Raw genomic sequence first — 20,047 nt, 5'->3', positions numbered from 1 at the left:
ATGGCTTCTGTTATAATGTGTCGCAACAAATTTCAGTCAGATTCAAGGAATCATTATGCGTATCGACCAACGAGCATTAGATCAATTACGTGAAGTTAAAATTACCCGTAACTACACACGTTATGCGGAAGGTTCAGTATTGGTTGAATTTGGTCATACAAAAGTTCTTTGTACTGCAAGTGTCGATAACTCAGTGCCACGTTTTTTAAAAGGTAAAGGTCAAGGCTGGGTAACTGCGGAATACGGCATGCTTCCACGTTCTACGCATACCCGTAGTGACCGTGAAGCAGCACGTGGTAAACAAAGTGGTCGTACACAAGAAATCCAACGTTTGATCGGTCGTAGCTTACGTGCCATGGTTGATTTGAAAAAACTAGGCGAGAATACTATTAGCATCGACTGTGACGTGATTCAAGCCGATGGCGGTACACGTACTGCATCAATTACGGGTGCTGCAGTGGCATTAATTGATGCCATGAATTTCTTGCTTGAAAATAAAAAAATCAAACAAGATCCGCTTAAAGGCTTAGTTGCAGCGGTTTCTGTAGGTATGTATCAAGATGAAGCATTACTTGATCTTTGCTATGAAGAAGACTCAAACTGCCAAACTGACTTAAATGTGGTCATGACACAAGCAGGTGAGTTTATTGAACTTCAAGGCACAGCTGAAGACAAACCATTTACGCGTGCACAGTGTAATGAAATGCTTGAACTGGCTGAAAAAGGTATTCAAGAGTTGATTAAGAAACAACAAGAAGCTTTGGGTTGGTAAGATTTACTCAAGCTTAAGTTGATAAAAGCACCTTCGGGTGCTTTTTTTGTTTTTAAGTTGGGTGAGTAATATCAACTGACAAATTAAAACCGAAAAGCGCTATCGTTGGCAGCAAAGTTTCAGCACAGTATGAAGAATAGAATAACAAGGAGAAAATAATGAAAGCGTTATTGATCGGTTTTTCATTGTTGGGACTTTTAGGACTGAGTGCTTGTGATGTTTCCAATTCAAAAGATGAGGATAAAGAGCGCTCTGTTTTGTCATCAGATCGTGATCATGACAATGAGCAAAATGATGATGATCGTGATGCTAAAGCTGATCAAGATCAGGATGAAGAGCGAGAAGAGAATTCAAAAGACAAAGATGATGATTAAAAGGCATCATCTTAAAAAGGGTGCTGATGAGCACCCTTTTTTTAAATGGATTTAATTTTGGTAACGTTTAAGCATTAAAGCGCATAGACAGGTCAATTGCTTTCACATCTTTGGTTAAAACACCCATCGAAATATAGTCAACACCCGTTGTTGCCACTTCACGTAAATTCGCAATGGTAATGTTGCCAGAGGCTTCTAATTTACAACGTCCTGCAACATGCTTTACGGCATCAATCATTTGTTGCTGAGTAAAGTTATCTAGCATCACAATATCCGCACCAGCGTCTAAAGCCTGATTAAGTTCATCCCAAGTTTCCACTTCCACTTCAACGGGTTTACCCGGTGCAATCGTATGCGCTTTAGCAATAGCTTGGCGAATGCCACCAGCAGCCATGATGTGGTTTTCTTTAATCAAAAAGGCATCAAATAAACCTAAGCGATGGTTTTGACCTCCACCAACAGCGACAGCATATTTCTGAGCAATACGTAAGCCTGGCAGCGTTTTACGCGTATCTAATAAGCGAGTATTTAAACCTTCCAGTTGTTGAACATATTCAGCTGTTTTAGTGGCTACAGCCGATAAGGTTTGCACAAAATTTAGTGCAGGGCGTTCAACGGTTAATAGGCTACGTGCAGAACCTGCTAATTTTAAGAAAGCCTCACCTGCTGCGACACGTTCCCCATCATTTTTTAACCATGTGACTTGTACACTTGCATCAAAAGTTTGAATGAGGGCATTGACCCACGGTTGCCCTGCTAGCACCATATCTTCACGACTAATAATTGTTGCGGTCGCTTGTTCATCTTCTGGAGTTAAAAGGGCAGTGATATCACCCGAACCAATATCTTCTTGTAGTGCTTGTTGAATATTGATTTGGATAGATTGTTCAAGCAAAGATTGCGATATGCTCATAAGAAATTCCGTATCTTTTTTAACCCGAGAAAATGTGCGCGCTATATTAGCATTGTTCATGAAAAATGAGCGATTTTTAACAGCAATCACAAACATGAATTGAGAAATATCAGTGAAAGTTTTAGCATGAATGCCTTTAGGCTCTGATCTAAAATTCACGAGCAATGCAGACTCAGGATCACTTTATGTCACAGGCAACTACATTTCAGGTTCAGGATGGGCAACTTATCGGTGCACGGCAAGTTCCATCACCGAACTTTAATCAGCGTCCCGCAGATACTGAAATTCAACTTGTGGTGATTCACAATATTAGCTTGCCACCTTCCCAATTTGGGGGTGGCTATATTGAGCAGTTTTTTCAAAATCAATTAGATTGGTCGGTGCATCCGTATTTTCAAACCATTGAAGGTATGGAGGTTTCTACCCATTTATTGATCTTGCGTACAGGTGAAGTACTGCAATTTGTGAATTTTAACGATCGTGCTTGGCATGCAGGGCGTTCTACTTATTTAGCACAAAAAGAATGTAATGATTATTCGATTGGGATTGAGCTGGAGGGCAGTGATGACTTGCCTTTCGAACCTGTGCAATATGATGTATTGACTCAAGTGGTGGCATGTTTGCAGCAGGTTTATCCAAAAATTCAACAACATATCGCCGGACACTCAGATATTGCACCGGGACGTAAAACTGATCCAGGTCCATTTTTTGAGTGGAACGCTTTTCGTCAACAGCTGCATCATTTTAAAAACAAATAAACAATACATACTGCGTTTAATAAACCAATGAAATTCCTTGACGAGTTTCATTACAATAGGCGCACTTTAAAAAGCGAGTAAAAGCGATGGCGCTTTGGCGTTCGACTGTCATTGTCAGTGCAATGACAATGCTGTCCCGTGTATTGGGACTGGTACGGGATATTGTCCTGTTAAATGTATTTGGTGCAGGCAAAGACTTCGATACTTTCGTAGTGGCATTTCGTATTCCAAACTTTTTCAGGCGGCTATTTGCAGAAGGGGCATTTTCTCAAGCTTTTATTCCTGTTTTAACTGAATATAAAACCAGTCGAACCCATGCTGAAGTTCAGATTCTCATCAGCCGCGTCTTTGGTTGTTTAGGTCTGGTGATGACCAGTTTGACCTTCGTCGCAATGGTGGCAGCACCTGCCATTATTTATCTGTATGCACCGGGCTTCCATGGTGATGCAGACAAGTTTGCTTTGGCAACTGATATGTTCCGCCTGACCATTCCATATTTACTGTTCATGTCGCTGACGGCCTTTGCCAGCAGTATTTTGAACAGTTATGGCTCTTTCAGTACGCCGGCCTTTGCTCCCGTGTTGCTGAATGTGGCAATGATTGCGGGTGCGTTGTGGTTAACGCCGTACATGGCCGAACCGATTATGGCACTCGGTTGGTCAGTGGTTGCAGCCGGTTTCTTACAATTGGCGATTCAGATTCCTGAATTGTGGCGTAAGAAATTACTTATTCCACCCAAAGTAGACTTCAAACACGAAGGTGTCGATCGCATCATGAAGTTGATGCTGCCTGCATTGTTTGGTGTTTCTGTTACCCAGATTAATCTATTGCTGAACACCATTTGGGCATCATTCATGCAAGATGGTTCGGTGTCATGGTTATACAGTGCCGAACGGATGACCGAATTGCCATTGGGCTTAATTGGTGTCGCGATAGGTACTGTAATTTTACCTTCGTTGTCTGCGCGTCATGCTGAACAAGATCAAGAAAAATTCCGTAAGATGATTGACTGGGCGGCGAAAGTGATTGTATTGGTGGGATTACCTGCCAGTATTGCGCTGTTTATGTTATCTACCCCAATTATTCAGGCTTTATTTGAACGTGGTCAATTTACCTTTGAAGATACACAAATGACTGCGATGGCACTGCAATGTATGAGTGCCGGCGTGATTTCCTTTATGTTAATTAAAGTCTTCGCCCCCGGTTTTTATGCGCAGCAAGACACTAAAACGCCAGTACGTGTGGGTCTAATGGCGGTTGCAGCCAATGCCATTTTAAACGTGGTATTCATTGGTTTCTTTAAACTGATTGATTGGCATGCAGAGCATATGGCCTTGGCATTAGCCTCATCAGGTTCTGCTTTAGTCAACGCGGGTATGCTGTATTTCTACTTACACAAACGCAATATTTTCCGTTTTGGCACACATTGGAAAAAACTGATCTTACAGTTTGCATTGGCCAATGCGGCAATGATTGCTGCTTTATGGTATGCCTTAACGTGGTACAACGGCGATGTATCGACTTGGATGCGTGTTGCTGAAGTGATTGGTCTATGTGTGGTAGGTGTCGCAGCTTATGGATTTGCCTTGATTATTACGGGTTTTAGACCACGTCATTTGAAGCCTTAAATTCAAAGTGGATGAACAAGTTATTAGATAAAAAATAAGAGCCATTAAGGCTCTTATTTTTTATGCTTTAGAATCATGTTCTTTACAATTGAGTGTAGCTAAGTAGCTATGTCGATTTAGTTTCTTTTGTAAATAACGCCTGCAAAATAATGTCATATACATTTTCTACAGTCACTTTCGTGTGAAAGCGTAAATGAAACTAAACTTTTCCTCTCGAAAGGAAACCGACGATTGCAAGAATCACTGCAATGACCAATAGAATTACAGCAAAATCTTTTGATAATCCTGCAACACCACCAAAACCAAGCAGACTAGCAATCAGTGCGATGACAGCGAAAATAATAGCCCAGCGGAACATAGTTTTTTCTCCATGTGATTTTTTATTCTGTGTATTCAGTATAGAGAGACTGAACAATGCTCAATGTTATTCTTTTGTTTATTAAATGTTCAATATTCGGTAACGTAGACTGAGATTTTTTGGCGCGCTCAGCTAATATGCGTGCCATATTAGTTTTGAGCTAGATTATGACTGACACACTGCGCCCACATTTTTGGAAAAACTTTGCATTGACGGAGCTTACGCATGACGAGTGGGAAGCCTTATGCGATGGTTGTGGTTTATGTTGTTTGATTAAGCTTGAAGATGAAGATACTCACGAAGTTGCTTATACCAAAGTGGCATGCAAACTTTTAGATTGTCAGACGGCCAGTTGTTCAGATTACCCAAATCGTAAAGAATTTGTACCTGATTGCATTCGTTTAACGCCAGAACAGATTGATCAGTTTCATTGGTTACCGCCAAGCTGCGCCTATCGTCGTATATCGGAAGGCAAAACATTGCCACGTTGGCATCATCTGATTACAGGAAGCCGTGACAGTATTTTAGCGGCACGTAAGTCCGCAGCAGGCCGTTGTATCAGTGAAGAAAACGTCGATCCCGAAGAGATTGAAGACTACATTGTGCGTTGGGTCCGTTAATGACCTATAGCATCTGCTGATTAAAATTGTTCTTCAATCATGGCGAGAAATTCGTGTTCTGACATGACTTGAAAACCATGTTGCATCAGTAAGGTTGCGGTTATACCTTGGCCTTCAATTTTGGTTCGACTAAAACTGCCATCATAAATCGCGTGAGTGCCACATGAAGGGCTAAATTCTTTAAGTACCACAATGTCAACGTCATGTTGTTGAGCCAGTTTGAGCGTTTGGTATGCGCCTTCAATAAAGGCTTTGCTAACGTCTGTACCTAAAACATCTTTAACTTGAGCATGACCATTTAACACATCGAGTGCAGATCCATTTTGAATTTCAGCGGGTAAACGAGGACAACTCAGACCGCCTAACATTTCAGGACAAGCAGTAATAACTTCATGGGTTTGCATTAAACGTTGCAAACCCCTAAGCGGGATTGATTTCGCATCATAACGAACAGCATGACCAGCGAGACAAGCGCTGATTAAATATTTGAGCGGCATGATTGTGTGTCCTAATGAACTTAGCGACGCAACAGTTGGGTGGTTTTGTCGAAACTAAGTGGACGATAAAAATAGAAGCCTTGACCAATATGACAATCACAGTCCTTTAAGGTCGTGACCTGTTCAGGGTTTTCGATACCTTCTACCAAGATATCAAGTGAAACACTGGCGCCAATTTGAGTGATTGCTTTGACAATTGCGAGGGCAGAGCGATCCGTATGCATGCGTTCTACAAAGCTGCGGTCAATTTTAATGCAATCGACCGGATAATTACTCAGTCGGGTCAGTGATGAATGTCCAGTACCAAAATCATCCAAAGAAATATGAATGCCATTTTCTTTGAGCAGGTGTAAAGCACGAATCACATAATTGGCACCACGCTCAGATAAGCTTTGTTCGGTAATTTCCAATTCGACTACTCGAGGAGAGATGCCATACTGCTTAAGGCGTTTTAACAATTTTTCTGCATAGTCATCACGTAAAAATTCGACAGGCGCAGCATTAATCGAAACAGGTAAAGGTTCTAGTCCTTCCTTCATCCACTGTTGCATGTCTTTGAATATTTTAACCTGCATGATTTCGCTGATACGTGACGCCAATTCATAATCTTGAAATGCTGCGAATATGTGCGAGGGAAGTTGTAATTCTTGATTTTCATCATACCAACGCAGTAAAGCTTCGAAACCGACCACTTTACTGTTTGAAAGCCGAACTTTAGGTTGGTAATACGGTACGATTTGATCAGACTTGATAATACTTCGGGCCAATGTAAGCTGACGTGTGGTTTCTTCGAGTGCTTTAAACATGGTCTGGGTAAACATACGCACACCACCACGACCACTGATTTTTAAATCATTTAATGCAATATCTGCACATTTTAAAAGGTTCGAAGTGCTCTGGGCATCACGAGGATAGAGTGAACAGCCTATACTCATGCCACTATTGATAAATTGCCCCATATAACTAATGGGGATTTCCATTTGGGCACAAGCGATTCGCGCTATCTCTAGCAGTTGCTCTTGTGTATGTAGGTTCGGAATCAGAATGGCAAATTCATCACCGCCTAAACGTGACACTACAATCTCAGAATTAAAACATTTTTGAAAGCGCAGACCTAAGGTATGCAGCAAATGATCGCCAGCAATATGCCCTAAGGTATCGTTTACATGTTTGAAATAGTCTAAATCAATTAACAATAATCCAAGCTGCTGATGCTTATCACGTGCAAGTTTCAAATTATTTTTAAAAACACGGCTAAATGCACGTCGGTTCAGTAAACCAGTTAGATCATCTTGTTCGATGATTTGTTGCAGCTTGCTTTCAGCTTGGCGTTGTAATGTTACATCTCGAGAGACACAGAGAATTTCTTTCACTTGACCAAATTGATCCAATACTGGAGTCAACATATTGTCCCAATAAGCCGCAGGTTCATTTTCGAGCTGGCTCATCCCCATAAAGCACGAGGTTTTGCCTTTTGCAGCTTCTGCTAAAGCGATGGTTCCTTTGTCTCGTACCGCCTCAGGCAGTAAATTGAGCCATGTCATGCCAAAGTTTTTTTCATCGGTCGGCACCCCCAGTGCTAAGCAGCCAGCCCTATTCATATGCCGAACCCGACCATCAACACTTAATAGTTTGATGCAATCGACACTGGCATCCAGCATATGATTTCTGCTTTCTACCTGCTGTTGTAATTGCTCAATTAACACATTGACTGGTTCAAGGTCGGTGAATTCGACCATGCAATGGTAGTTATCATGCGCATTTGTGCGATATGACACTTGGATGAGGGTGTTGTGGTAACTTTGGTTAGGTTGTTTAAATAAGACTTTTTGTTGAAAGGATTCTTGCACTTGTTGAGAGCGACGCCACTGTGTTTCAAAATTATGTAAGTCAGTGTCATGAATTAAACTTAACCAGTCCCGATCACTTGGATGATCCATAGCTGAGGGCAGTAATTGTGTTAACGCTGGATTGGCAAAATATTTATTGTCTTTAGTACTGAACCAAACAGGTTGCTGAAATTGAGCGGAAAATTGTTGTCGTTGTAATTGTTCACTACACGATGTTTCGGATAGTGGATTATATAAATCAGAAGGGATATCCGAGCTATGCTGAACTGAGGGTATCTGCTTGTGCTTTAGTGATTGCTTCATACAATCTGTCCAATCTAGGTCAGGCAAGTCGGAAAATAAATCTGCTGCCGATAATACTGTAAATTGAATCAACAGGAATAAGGAGTCTTGTTACATTATAGTTAACATTAACATAAGCATATTTACAGCATAATGCAAAGCAAAAGACATGCATTTTCCACAAAAATATCGTAGTCAAAAGCGGCTAAAATTAAGCCAAGAGATTATTTAAAGGCAGTGTTAGAATAAGTTCAGAACTCCATTTAGCCTGAAATGAAATAATAAGATGTCAGACAGTCATATTCCGCTTCCTGAACGCCTTCGCCCCTATGATTTATCACAGATTATTGGGCAAGATCACCTGTTGGGTGAAGATGCGCCTTTACGTCAAATGATTGATCAAGGACATTTACCTTCGATCATTTTTTGGGGGCCACCTGGGGTCGGTAAGACCACAATTGCATTGTTGTTGGCACAGGCTGTAGATCGTCCATTTATCAGTTTGTCTGCACTGAATACTGGTGTGAAGGAACTACGTGAAATTATTGCTGATGGGGGAGATTTACTGACCCCTGTGGTATTTATTGATGAAATACACCGTTTTAATAAGTCACAACAAGATGCACTGTTAAATGCGGTAGAAAAAGGCAAAATTACTTTAATTGGGGCAACCACAGAAAATCCTTCTTTTGAAGTCAATAATGCCCTGTTGTCGCGTTGCCAAGTTTATACCCTCAATGCATTAAGTGATGAGTCCATTCAAGCCTTATTAAAACATGCACTGGAGCAGGATGCTTTTTTAAAAGAGCGTTATATTCAAATTGAAGAATATGAGGCTTTATTACAATTTGCAGCTGGCGATGCACGTAAGGCACTTAATTTACTCGACTTAATTGCCAGTACCTTTGAGCCAGATGTAGAAAATATCATTAGCAATGCCGTGGTTGTGAAAGTCGCACAGCAAAATATAGCCCGATATGATAAATCAGGTGAGCAGCATTACGATTTGGTATCTGCTTTTATTAAATCCATTCGTGGTAGTGACCCAGATGCGGCCTTGTATTGGATGGCACGTATGCTCAAAGGTGGTGAAGACCCCGTCTTTATTGCACGTCGTATGTTGATTGCTGCTTCAGAAGATATTGGTAATTCCAACCCAAATGCATTATTGCTGGCAGGGGAATGTTTCCGTTCGGTTCAAGCGGTAGGCATGCCTGAATGTCGGATTATTTTGGGACAATGTGCCGTGTATTTGGCGACCAGCGCCAAGAGTAACAGTACTTATTTAGCGATTAATAAAGCGTTAGATTTGGCAGAGAAAACCTCGAATTTACCTGTACCATTACATTTACGTAATGCACCAACCAAAATGATGAAAGAACAGGGTTATGGCGTAGATTATTTATATCCACATCATTACCCAGAGCATTTTGTCTTGCAGGATTATTTACCGCCTGAATTAAAAGGCACAAAACTGTATGAATCGGCACGTAATAAACGCGAAGTAGAAGGTGAGCGCTTACAACAACGCCGTTGGATGCAGGAACAACAGCAGCAGTAAGCTTAGTTAAATTTCAAAGGTGCTTCGGCGCCTTCTTATTTATGTCATCAGCAAAAAAAAGCCCAACTCAGGGCGAGTTGGGCTGAAAAATTAGGATGTCTTTGGGGAGATACATCCTAGAGGGTAGAACGAAACTGGTCGGCATACACAAAGAATCAACATCTTCTGTGCTGCATGGTATGGATGTATATTAATGTGCGGATTAAATAATGTGAAACAGATGATTTTTATGGTTAACATCTGTTTTTTCGATTATTGAATAATCAACTAAATAGGAATAAAAAAAACCGAGCGAAATCGCCCGGTTTTTTTTATTCATTGTGCGAATTAGATATCAGAAAGATCGATACCTAAACGTGCAGCAACTTCTTCATACGCTTCAACAACACCGCCTAAACCTTGACGGAAACGGTCTTTGTCGAGTTTTTTCTTGGTATCTTTGTCCCATAGACGGCAGCCATCTGGAGAGAATTCATCACCCAATACGATGCGGTCATGGAACACACCAAATTCAAGTTTGAAGTCAACAAGAAGCATGTTGCCAGCATCGAATAAACCTTTAAGTACTTCGTTTACTTTGTAAGTTAATTCTTTCATTTGAGCAAGTTGGTCAGCAGTTGCCCAGCCTAAAGCAATCGCTTGTGACTCGTTTACCATTGGGTCGCCTAACGCATCGTCTTTAAAGAACAATTCGAAAGTTGGTGGAGTTAGCTCTTTACCTTCTTCTACACCTAAACGACGGCATAGTGAACCCGCTGCATAGTTACGGATTACGCACTCTACAGGAACCATAGTTAATTTTTTCACTAAAACTTCAGTTGGAGAAAGAAGTTTTTCGAAGTGAGTTTCGATGCCAGCCGCAGCCAATTTTTCCATGATGAAGGCGTTAAAACGGTTGTTCACCTTACCTTTACGATCCAGCTGTTCGATTTTTTCGCCGTTGAATGCAGAAGCATCGTCACGGAAAACTAGGATGAGGTGGTCTGAACTATCTGTTTCATAAACAGATTTCGCTTTACCAGTATAGAGCAAGGTTTGTTTTAACATGAGGGAACCTTTTTCGAGAAAAAATGCCTAGTACGACTAGGCTGGCCAATTTTGGTAAATCTGAGCTAACAGATCTGCAGCTTTTTCTTTGTCTGCAAAACTATTATCGGCATTGAACACAGCGATGTTATTGCTTGAACCTACAGAAGAAAGTCTTAAAACATAGGTCTGTTGATCGACCTTGACAGTTACTTCGTAACGGTTTTTGCTTTGACCAACAATGGTATGGTTAAGGCTGCTGAGGGTAGCAAGTGTGTATTGCCAAATTGTAGCAGAATTTCCTTCAACTTTGAGCAGCGGATTTTGATTTCCATCGACCAATAATTGAGGTCGAGCAATATTTGTACTGTCAGCTGAAGTTTCTGTAACTGAATCATTTTTTTCCTCATTTGGACGAGGAAGGGCGAAGCGGTTGCCGCGCTTGTTTTCAAGATTTGGTGCATGCTCAATTGCAAGCGGGTCAACCGATGGCGCAGGATACAACGGCGTTGCTGGACGAACCATTGACCCCTCAGGGTATTTCAGTGCTTCAACATCGGTGGTTTTTTTATAGTCCAGCGTGCCATTATTAAAGGCAAGTGAACTACAACCGGCTAATGTAAATACTGAAAGTGCCAGGCTTAGTCCTAAACGTAATTGCATCATGTTTTGCTCTTCTTTATTTGATAACGCCCGCAGTGATTAGTGCTTCACGAAGCGGAGTGCGATATTGTTCTGCAAGGGGTGTTAATGGTAAGCGAATACCAGTTTCAATGAGGTTCATTTCATGAAGTGCCCATTTCACAGGAATTGGGTTTGATTCGCAAAATAAAATTTGGTGTAGATTTGCAACAGCATTGTTTTGCTGTTCTGCTTTTTCAGCATCACCCGCTAACGCAGTGGCGCAAATCTCACTCATTTCTTTCGGTGCAACGTTTGCAGTTACTGAAATGTTACCTTGAGCGCCATGACCCATCAATTGATAAGCAGTCGCGTCATCACCTGAGTAAACCACCATTTCTTTGCCTTTTAGGCCTTCAATCAATTCTTGACCACGTGGCACATCACCAGTTGCATCTTTAATGCCGACAATTTGTGGAATATCAGCAAGGCGAATCACTGTGTCATTGTGCATGTCCACACCAGTACGGCCTGGTACGTTGTACAAGATTTGTGGAAGGTCAACTGCTTCAGCAATTGCTTTATAGTGTTGGTATAAACCTTCTTGCGTTGGTTTGTTGTAGTAAGGTGTTACCAGTAAAGCAGCATCTGCACCAAGTTCTTTTGCTTCTTTGGTCAGTTGAATTGCTTCATGAGTAGAGTTTGCACCTGTACCCGCAATAATTGGAATACGTTTGTTGGCAACACGAATGATTTCTTTGATCACTTGCGTGTGTTCAGCCATGCTTAGGGTAGATGCTTCGCCAGTTGTACCAACAGCGACGATACTGTTGGTGCCCTGTTTTATATGCCACTCAACCAGCTTTTCGAGGCTCTTCCAATCTACGCTGCCATCTTCAAACATTGGGGTGACGATTGCGACAATTGAACCTTGAATGGTCTGAGCTTGCTGAGTCATTTTGAAAAGCTATCCTATTTGTCCATCCGAAGAGACGAATTTGGGTTTCTGGATGGTTTCGTATTTTTGATTTGTAGCTTATTCAACTGGATTGGTCCAAATTGAATAATGCTTACGCAAATTATGACTGATCAAACGCATAAGAACAATATGCTTTGGTCAAAGGCATAAAATTCTTTATACAAATCAAACTTAAAACAATCAAGTGTAAAATTTGGGTTTTTTTGCAGCGAACTAAGCTTTCAGACGAGCATTATCTGATGTGCATTAATTTGCTTGGTATGACACGATTTTTTGAACACTTAGTCTGATTTATTTTTGTGCAAAGCTTGTATTTGCGACTAATCCGTGTTTTTTGCTCAAGATTTAAGATTAAAAAACAATGACTAAAGATTTAAAAGCTATATTTATGGTGTGTCGATTTATCTGAAATCATTGTTAAAAACTTGGTTAATAATCTTTTTTTTATCTAATAGAAATATGCGTTCTTTTCTAAATGGTTGAAATCTTTTCTTGTTATAACTATTGAAAATATCAACTCTGCATATTTTTTACCGCGCTGTAATTGTTTTTACGACTTTGTAAATTAAAGTACAAAACTATTAGAACTTGCACGTAATTGGAATTCCGACAAAAAGCTTCAACTTATTGGTAGTTATGTCATCTATAGCGCTCAGCCATGATGCGCCTTTATTTAAGCTGATGACAACAAGGATTCTCCAATGGAAAAGTCAGATAACAAGCACGCGATTGTCACGGTAGCGATCTGTTTCCTCATTGCCGTAATCGAAGGTCTAGATATTCAAGCTGCCGGAATTGCAGCTGCAGGGATTCGTGAATATTTCGGGCTGGATAGCTCGCAGCTCGGTGTCTTCTTTAGTGCGGGTATTTTAGGTCTATTGCCAGGGGCACTCGTGGGTGGCCGAATTGCCGATCGTATTGGTCGTAAAAAAGTACTGATTTGGTCAACGGCAATGTTTGCTATTTTTACCCTATGTACTGTATGGGTAAATAGTTTCCATAGCCTTTTAGCTGTGCGTTTCCTTGCAGGTGCAGGTTTAGGTGCAGCTATGCCAATTCTAATTACTTTGGCATCAGAAGCTGTAAGTCCACAAAATCGTGGTCGTGCCGTAGGTTTGATGTATTGCGGTATGCCTGTCGGTGCAGCAATTTTGTCACTGGTTGCGATGACTGAGTTTGGTGCGAACTGGAAAAATATTTTCTATTTAGGCGGTTTATTACCAATTATCGTTATTCCGTTAATGATTTTCTTCTTGCCTGAATCACGTGAATTCTTGAAAGCTAAAGATCAAGCACAACAAGCTGAAACACCAGTACAACAAGGCGCATTTAAGAACCTATTTGATGCTGAAAACCGTTTACGCACGCTGTGCTTATGGACAAGTTACTTCTTTACATTGATGGTGGTTTACATCATGTTGAGCTGGTTACCATCATTGTTTACTGAGCTTGGTTTCACACGTAAAGATGGTGCGACTGCGCAGTTCTACTTCATGATGAGCGCGACAGTGGGTACAGTGATTCTGGGTATGCTGACTGACCGTTGGAAAAAAGCCTATGTTATTTTGTTGATGTACGGCGGTATTTTAGGTGGTCTATTTGCTTTAAATGGTGCGGGTTCATTAACGCAAATGTACATGGCCGCAGCATTGGTTGGTGCATTCGTAATTGGCTGTCAAGGTGTACTGTATGCGTTTGGTGGTATTGTTTACCCAACACAATTACGTGGTACAGGTGTAGGTGTTGCTTCAGCTGTTGGTCGTGTTGGCGCAATGATGGGCCCAGCGATTGCAGGTCAATTACTAGCAGCAGGCTTTGGCGCAGCGGGTGTAATTTCAGCAGCAATTCCTTGTATTATTATCTCTGCAATCTTCATGTTGGTATTGGTACGTCGAATTCCAGCATAAGATCAACTTTCGGTTAAACCGATAAGTCCATAAAGAACCCGCTACTAAGCGGGTTTTTTTATTGCGACAATTTAAGACCTGATAAAGCAAACTCATTGATAAAACAGTTTTAAAAAATGAAATAATAAGTCGAAAAAAGAAGACGAATAAATAAAATTGAGGTGCTATGTTTGAAAAGAAATTGGTTGCACAATTTAAAGTGGATCAACGTGAATTTAGTTTAAAGCTATATCAATATGAATTTACACTCGAACTCAAACAAGTATTTAAGCGCAGTACGCAACAACCACAGCGTAACGCATGGCTCGCCTTTGCTGATGAGCCAACTTATGAAGATGTGTCGGAAAATATAAATGCTTTTGCGGTGATGCAGCAGACACGTGAGCATTTAGTCAATTATATTCAGCGTCAGCAATCTCGCTATTTTTATTTTCATGCTTCGACTGCACGTAAAGCTCGAATTTACCCACGATTTGCGAGGCAATTAATACAACATTTGCCGAAGTATCGTTATTGTCAGGATGGGCAGTCATTTTATTTTTATGCGTTAGACTAAATACTACAACTTAAATTTTGAAATACAGCCAGCTTGGCTTTACGCATTTTATGCATTGGAATGGATTGAAATTATGCAGAAAAATACCGCACTGATTGTTGTCGATGTACAAAATGGTTTTACTCCAGGGGGAAATTTGGCGGTTGCACATGCAGACCAAATTATTCCGGGGATTAATCAGCTCGGGCAGTATTTCAAGAATATTGTATTAACGCAGGACTGGCATCCAGCCGATCATATTTCCTTTGCTGAAAATCATCAGGGTCATGCACCTTATGACAGTATTGAGCTGAGCTATGGCACACAGGTGCTTTGGCCAGCACATTGTGTACAAGGCACAAAAGATGCAGAGCTACATCCAGATTTAAATTTACCGAGTGCACAATTGGTCATTCGAAAAGGTTTTCATCAACACATTGATAGCTATTCTGCATTTATGGAAGCTGATCAACAGACCTCAACAGGACTGGCCGGATATTTACGTGAGCGCGGTATCGACACAGTTTTTGTAGTCGGTATTGCAACAGACTTTTGTGTAGCGTGGACGGCGATGGATGCATGTAAATTAGGTTTTGAAACTTATGTCATTGCTGACTTAACCAAAGGTATTGATTTGCAAGGTTCATTACAACACGCTTGGCAGGAGATGTTAGCCAAAGGGGTAAAACGTATTTACCTGAAAGATATTGTGCAGCAACATGCTCAGGCCGTATCTTTGACCTAAGGTGTTCCAGTAATATTCTAAGAAAAGGCACAATGAGGTGCCTTTTTTAATTTCCCCTACCAATGGAAGATGACAATGTCGGCTTTCTTAAAATTCACACAATTTATTCAAAAGACTTTTGCGCTGTGGGTCTTGTTGTTTGCTGGCATAGCCATGTTGCTACCAGACTTATTTGTATGGCTAAAAGCCTATATTCCATGGATGTTAGGTATCATCATGCTTGGTATGGGCATGACCATGACGCTAGGTGATTTTAAAAGTGTATTACAAAGCCCGAAAGCAGTGGTGATAGGGGTATTAGCACAATTCATCGTGATGCCAGGTTTAGCTTTTGCACTGTGTAAATTATTGCAATTACCGACGGAGATTGCGATTGGGGTGATTTTGGTGGGATGTTGCCCTGGGGGAACGGCTTCTAATGTCATCACTTATATGGCGAAGGGCAATACGGCGCTTTCGGTGGCATGTACGTCAGTTTCAACATTACTTGCTCCGATTTTGACCCCTGCTATTTTTTACCTGTTGGCGAGTCAGTGGATTGAAATTAATGCCATGTCGATGTTGGTATCAATTTTACAAGTGGTGTTGTTCCCGATCATTGTTGGTTTAATTATTCGCACCATTTTTAAAAGCAAAGTTGAAGCCTATATTCAGGTCATGCCTTTAATTTCAGTGGTGGCGATCGTTGCGATTGTGGCTGCGATTATTGCTGGCAGTCGGGTGCAGATTTTAGAGTCTGGTCTATTGATTTTAGCTGTGGTGGCTTTGCATAACGGTTTGGGTTATTTATTGGGCTTTTGGGCCAGCCGCTTGTTTAAATTGCCTTATGCTGACTGTAAAGCCGTATCGATTGAAGTCGGTATGCAAAACTCAGGTTTGGGTGTGGCTTTGGCTGCGACCCATTTTGCTGCATCACCTTTGACCGCAGTTCCAAGTGCGATTTTCAGCCTATGGCATAATATTTCAGGGCCTGCTTTGGCAACCTATTGGGCCAGTCGTAGCGAAGAGCCATCTAAAACCTCTCAACCGACAGATTCACGTTAAAACGTATTTCAAAATGAAAAGGAGAGCATCGCTCTCCTTTTTTATTTTTTATATGAAGATGAATGGAGTAAAACAATCAATCTAAAGGTTTTTAGCCCAATCCTAAGCTTTGTAACATAAATGTCATAACTGCTGCCTAACATGCCGGCTAAACACTTTATATAGACTGTTTTAAGCAGCATTGAGAGGGTATGGAACATTTTCAGCATTCATCTGAAACCTATTTTAATCGTGAATTATCGCTTTTGGCCTTTCATCGTCGGGTTTTGGCACAAGCATTAGATGATCAATTACCTTTATTAGAACGGTTGAATTTTCTCATTATTTTTTCACGAAATTTGGATGAATTTTTTGAAATTCGTATTGCAGGATTGATGAAACAACGTGATTTGAATGCCATAGCGCGTACACCAGATGCAATCCCAACTGAAGTGATTTTGGATGAATTGTCTGAGATCATCCATCAAACAGTACAGCAGCAATACAATGTGCTAAATCATGCGATTCTTCCAGCTCTGCAAGCACAAGGCATTCGCTTTATTCAGTTCCAAGATATATTAGAAAAGCATAAGCCATGGATTAGTCAGTATTTTAGTAAAGAAGTGCAGCCTGTCCTGACGCCAATCAGCTTAGATCCATCGCATCCATTTCCTCGGTTAGTTAATAAAAGCTTAAATTTTATTGTCAGTCTTGAAGGCAAAGATGCCTTTGGCCGTGCAATTGAGATGGCGATTGTGCCAGCACCGCGTTCCTTGCCCCGACTCATTCACATGCCGGCTGATGTTGCGGGAAATACCGATACGCAAATCTTTTTGACTGCAATTATTCAACAGCATATCAATGAACTATTTCCGGGTATGAAAGCCAAAGGCTGTTATGCCTTTCGTGTGACGCGGAATGCCGATTTGGTTTTGGCTGAAGATGTCGATGATTTAGCCGTGGCATTGAAAGATGAATTATCGTCACGACGCTTTGGTCGCGCTGTGCGCCTCGAAATTGAAGATGATTGCTCACAAACTATTATTGATTATTTGCTGAATGAATTTGATTTGACCCCCAACGAACTTTATCGCATTGATGGTCCAATTAATTTATCGCGTTTAAGCACTAGTTTTAAACGCCCAGAGCTAAAATATCCAATCTATACGCCAGTGATACCCAAAGTTTTACGTAAGCAAACTGGTATGTTTGATGTGCTCAAGTCGCAAGATGTGCTTTTGCATCATCCTTTTGATTCATTTCAGCCTGTGATTAATTTATTGCGTGAAGCGGCGAAAGATCCAAAAGTTTTGGCGATTAAACAAACTTTATACCGCAGTGGCCCTGATTCTGAAATTGTACAAGTGCTTGCCGAAGCGGCTCGTAATGGTAAGGAAGTAACGGCTGTCATTGAACTGCGTGCGCGTTTCGATGAAGAATCAAATATTACCGTGGCGAATATTCTGCAAGAAGCTGGTGCTGTCGTGGTATATGGCATAGTGGGATATAAGACCCACGCCAAAATGATTTTAATCGTTCGCCGAGAAAATAATCAGCTACTACGCTATGTCCATTTAGGCACTGGAAACTATCATGCTGGCAATGCTCGCATGTACACGGATTATGGCTTGATGACCACGCAGCCAGATATTTGTGAAGACGTACACCGAATGTTCCAAGAGCTGACGGGCATGGGCAAAATGGCCAAATTAAAAGCCTTGTTACACGCACCTTTTACTTTACACATCGAATTGCTCAAGTTAATTGAACAGGAAATTGACTGTGCCAAAGTGGGTCAATCTGCGCGAATTATCATTAAGGTCAATGCTTTGACTGAGCCACAATTGATCGCTGCTTTATATCGTGCTTCTCAAGCAGGTGTGCAGGTCGATTTAATCGTACGTTCAATTTGTTGCTTGATCCCACAGGTTAAGGATTTATCTGAAAATATTCATGTTCGTTCAGTGGTAGGGCGTTTCTTAGAACATACGCGGGTGTATTATTTTGAGCAGGGTGGAGAAAAGCGTTTGTACTGTGCCAGTGCGGACTGGATGGGGCGTAACCTATTTTCTCGGGTAGAAACGTGTTTTCCAATTGTGGACGGTCGTTTGAAAAAACGCATTATTAAAGATGGTTTGTTGAATTATTTACAAGACAATCAAAATGCTTGGGAATTACAATCGGACGGGCAGTGGTTCAAAGTAAATGGTGTTGAAAATGAAGCGGTGCACAGTGCGCAGCGTTATTTGATAGAACAAAAAGCTTCAACGGTTTAAGCCCGTTGAATAAAAAAATCCCGCCTAAGGCGGGATTTTTTTATTCGGTAGAATTAAGAAGCTTTCGATTGCTTCGACTTTAAAATTTCAGTACGGAAACTTTGTGCCAATTCGGCTGCATCACTGTCCATACCATTGATAATAAAGGCGTGTCGAGTGAGTACATTAGTTGGATTTGGCAAGCTGACCAACTGGAAGTGATCGGCAATGTCTTTTAATAATGTGGTTGGCACATGCATCGCACTTTCTTTAGCAGATAATTGTTGTACCAAACGCTCGGCCGCTTGAACAGAAGAAAGCTGCATCGCCTCCACTGAGCTTGAAATTGCACTGCGAGTTTGCAGTACGAAACGCTTTTCTTCACGGTAGCGCTTATATAAAACATCAGACAATAATTGGAACACAGCACTGATCATCGTCAAGCAACGTAACGCATCAGGTGTATCAGCGGTCATGCTGATGGTTGCGCCATGCTCATCAAATTTGTGCACGGTGCTAATGTCTGAACTGTTAAGTTTGTAGTGTTGCAAACACAGTTCGGTGGCTTTATTTAAGAAAATTTGACACAAATTAAAATATGGCACAGAAACAGTTTTATTGACCGTATCGAGCAATTGTTTCGGATCATAAAATTGAATATTCAATGCCAAGCTATTGCTATCGAGTACCACAGGTTTAATTTCTTTATGTTTGGCCTTGGCTTGCGCATTTTGCTGCGCCTGCGCAATCGCAACGGCAGCATTATGCTTTTCTTGCTCTAATGCTTGGGTCAATGTTTGAATTTCATGTTTCAAACGAGATACGTTGTTAATGCGCGCCAAATATTCTGTACGGCTTGGACGGGCAATAGCACGATAGGCTAACCATAATAAACCGTGTAAGAACAATGAAAATAGAATCGCTGCCCATTGGGTACGTAGAATCTCACCAATGCTTGGTTTAATCAGGGTAATTTCAACGGTGCCGACTTTTTTCTCATTTTGTAGAGCATCACGAACAAATATTTCGCCATCACGGGTTTTGGTCAAACCACCGGTTGCTAATACTTGATTGTTGGCATTTAAGATCCGAATAGATGCAACACTCGGATTTGTCGCATAGCGATCAGCCAATAATGCTAAAGACACAGTATTGGCAGGTTCCAACTCAGATAAACTGTCTGTGACCAATTGAGTGGTCATGAGCTGTCCCTGACTGGCACGGTTTTCGTTCAGTTGGTGGGTTGTTGCCAATACCAATAAAAAGGTATGTAAAGCGAAACAAACTACTAATAGGCTAGCAAATAGCCCTTGTCTAGGCGCATTCAACGTAAACTTCCAAGG

The 20,047-nt window shown here is 41.2% G+C and carries 19 protein-coding genes; 11 read left to right on the top strand and 8 right to left on the bottom strand.

The annotated features are described in order from the left end of the window. Positions 1-55 precede the first annotated feature (55 nt). Together rph and A9J31_RS01285 are read left to right on the top strand one after the other, a co-directional pair. A complete protein-coding gene (gene rph / locus A9J31_RS01290; RefSeq protein WP_067761749.1) occupies positions 56-772 on the top strand; it encodes a ribonuclease PH in 717 nt (238 codons plus the stop codon). A 158-nt stretch (positions 773-930) separates the two neighbouring features. Continuing rightward, a complete protein-coding gene (locus A9J31_RS01285; RefSeq protein ID WP_067761747.1) occupies positions 931-1,146 on the top strand; it encodes a hypothetical protein in 216 nt (71 codons plus the stop codon). A gap of 67 nt (positions 1,147-1,213) precedes the next feature. Here the strand turns inward: A9J31_RS01285 and nadC are convergent, their stop codons facing one another. Further along, a complete protein-coding gene (gene nadC / locus A9J31_RS01280) occupies positions 1,214-2,059 on the bottom strand; it encodes a carboxylating nicotinate-nucleotide diphosphorylase (RefSeq protein WP_067761840.1) in 846 nt (281 codons plus the stop codon). Between the two features lie 185 nt (positions 2,060-2,244). On the opposite strand from nadC, the gene ampD reads away from it, so the two are divergent. Together ampD and murJ are read left to right on the top strand one after the other, a co-directional pair. Beyond that, positions 2,245-2,817 carry a 1,6-anhydro-N-acetylmuramyl-L-alanine amidase AmpD gene (gene ampD / locus A9J31_RS01275; RefSeq protein ID WP_067761745.1) on the top strand — a complete coding sequence of 191 codons (573 nt, stop codon included), beginning with the start codon at positions 2,245-2,247 and terminating at the stop codon, positions 2,815-2,817. Between the two features lie 86 nt (positions 2,818-2,903). Next, positions 2,904-4,445, top strand: coding sequence for a murein biosynthesis integral membrane protein MurJ (murJ, locus tag A9J31_RS01270; protein WP_067761743.1), 1,542 nt, complete (start codon positions 2,904-2,906; stop codon positions 4,443-4,445). Between the two features lie 199 nt (positions 4,446-4,644). Here murJ and A9J31_RS01265 read toward each other — a convergent pair whose 3' ends face one another. Continuing rightward, positions 4,645-4,803 carry a DUF1328 domain-containing protein gene (locus tag A9J31_RS01265; protein WP_005006601.1) on the bottom strand — a complete coding sequence of 53 codons (159 nt, stop codon included), beginning with the start codon at positions 4,801-4,803 and terminating at the stop codon, positions 4,645-4,647. Positions 4,804-4,970: 167 nt separating this feature from the next. Here A9J31_RS01265 and A9J31_RS01260 point away from each other — a divergent pair, with 167 nt between their 5' ends. Next, on the top strand, positions 4,971-5,423 hold the full coding sequence (locus A9J31_RS01260; protein WP_067761741.1) for a YcgN family cysteine cluster protein: 453 nt from the start codon (positions 4,971-4,973) through the stop codon (positions 5,421-5,423). A gap of 20 nt (positions 5,424-5,443) precedes the next feature. Here the strand turns inward: A9J31_RS01260 and A9J31_RS01255 are convergent, their stop codons facing one another. Both A9J31_RS01255 and A9J31_RS01250 read right to left on the bottom strand, forming a co-directional pair. Then, on the bottom strand, positions 5,444-5,920 hold the full coding sequence (locus tag A9J31_RS01255; protein WP_067761739.1) for a 2-thiouracil desulfurase family protein: 477 nt from the start codon (positions 5,918-5,920) through the stop codon (positions 5,444-5,446). 20 nt (positions 5,921-5,940) lie between these two features. Then, positions 5,941-8,073: an EAL domain-containing protein gene (locus tag A9J31_RS01250; RefSeq protein ID WP_081410228.1), complete on the bottom strand. Its 2,133-nt coding sequence runs from the start codon at positions 8,071-8,073 to the stop codon at positions 5,941-5,943. Positions 8,074-8,338: 265 nt separating this feature from the next. Between A9J31_RS01250 and A9J31_RS01245 the strand changes: the two genes are divergently transcribed. Beyond that, entirely contained in the window at positions 8,339-9,613 is a 1,275-nt protein-coding gene (locus tag A9J31_RS01245) for a replication-associated recombination protein A (protein ID WP_067761737.1), read from the top strand. A gap of 327 nt (positions 9,614-9,940) precedes the next feature. Here A9J31_RS01245 and purC read toward each other — a convergent pair whose 3' ends face one another. From purC to dapA, 3 genes are read right to left on the bottom strand one after another with little or no spacing between them, the layout of a single operon-like run. Continuing rightward, positions 9,941-10,660, bottom strand: a complete 720-nt coding sequence (gene purC / locus A9J31_RS01240; protein WP_067761735.1) for a phosphoribosylaminoimidazolesuccinocarboxamide synthase — start codon at positions 10,658-10,660, stop codon at positions 9,941-9,943. Between the two features lie 36 nt (positions 10,661-10,696). Continuing rightward, positions 10,697-11,302: a lipoprotein-34 precursor (NlpB) gene (locus A9J31_RS01235; protein ID WP_067761733.1), complete on the bottom strand. Its 606-nt coding sequence runs from the start codon at positions 11,300-11,302 to the stop codon at positions 10,697-10,699. Between the two features lie 16 nt (positions 11,303-11,318). Then, a complete protein-coding gene (gene dapA / locus A9J31_RS01230) occupies positions 11,319-12,218 on the bottom strand; it encodes a 4-hydroxy-tetrahydrodipicolinate synthase (RefSeq protein WP_067761731.1) in 900 nt (299 codons plus the stop codon). A 722-nt stretch (positions 12,219-12,940) separates the two neighbouring features. On the opposite strand from dapA, the gene mhpT reads away from it, so the two are divergent. The 5 genes from mhpT to ppk1 all read left to right on the top strand — a co-directional run bounded on the left by mhpT (position 12,941) and on the right by ppk1 (position 18,725). Further along, complete coding sequence (gene mhpT, locus A9J31_RS01225; RefSeq protein WP_067761729.1) at positions 12,941-14,146, top strand: 3-(3-hydroxy-phenyl)propionate transporter MhpT; 1,206 nt, start codon at positions 12,941-12,943, stop codon at positions 14,144-14,146. Between the two features lie 166 nt (positions 14,147-14,312). Beyond that, a complete protein-coding gene (locus A9J31_RS01220) occupies positions 14,313-14,702 on the top strand; it encodes a hypothetical protein (protein ID WP_067761727.1) in 390 nt (129 codons plus the stop codon). 73 nt (positions 14,703-14,775) lie between these two features. Continuing rightward, a complete protein-coding gene (pncA, locus tag A9J31_RS01215) occupies positions 14,776-15,426 on the top strand; it encodes a bifunctional nicotinamidase/pyrazinamidase (RefSeq protein WP_067761725.1) in 651 nt (216 codons plus the stop codon). A gap of 75 nt (positions 15,427-15,501) precedes the next feature. After that, complete coding sequence (locus A9J31_RS01210) at positions 15,502-16,470, top strand: bile acid:sodium symporter family protein (RefSeq protein ID WP_067761723.1); 969 nt, start codon at positions 15,502-15,504, stop codon at positions 16,468-16,470. Positions 16,471-16,661: 191 nt separating this feature from the next. Continuing rightward, positions 16,662-18,725: a polyphosphate kinase 1 gene (ppk1, locus tag A9J31_RS01205; RefSeq protein ID WP_067761721.1), complete on the top strand. Its 2,064-nt coding sequence runs from the start codon at positions 16,662-16,664 to the stop codon at positions 18,723-18,725. 53 nt (positions 18,726-18,778) lie between these two features. Here ppk1 and A9J31_RS01200 read toward each other — a convergent pair whose 3' ends face one another. Next, positions 18,779-20,032: a hypothetical protein gene (locus A9J31_RS01200; protein WP_067761718.1), complete on the bottom strand. Its 1,254-nt coding sequence runs from the start codon at positions 20,030-20,032 to the stop codon at positions 18,779-18,781. Positions 20,033-20,047: the final 15 nt, after the last annotated feature.

Origin of the sequence: Acinetobacter gandensis, assembly GCF_001678755.1 — a bacterium.
Lineage (GTDB): Bacteria > Pseudomonadota > Gammaproteobacteria > Pseudomonadales > Moraxellaceae > Acinetobacter > Acinetobacter gandensis.
The sequence above is the reverse complement of the archived record's forward strand: the minus strand, read 5'-3'. Positions and strand labels throughout refer to the sequence as shown.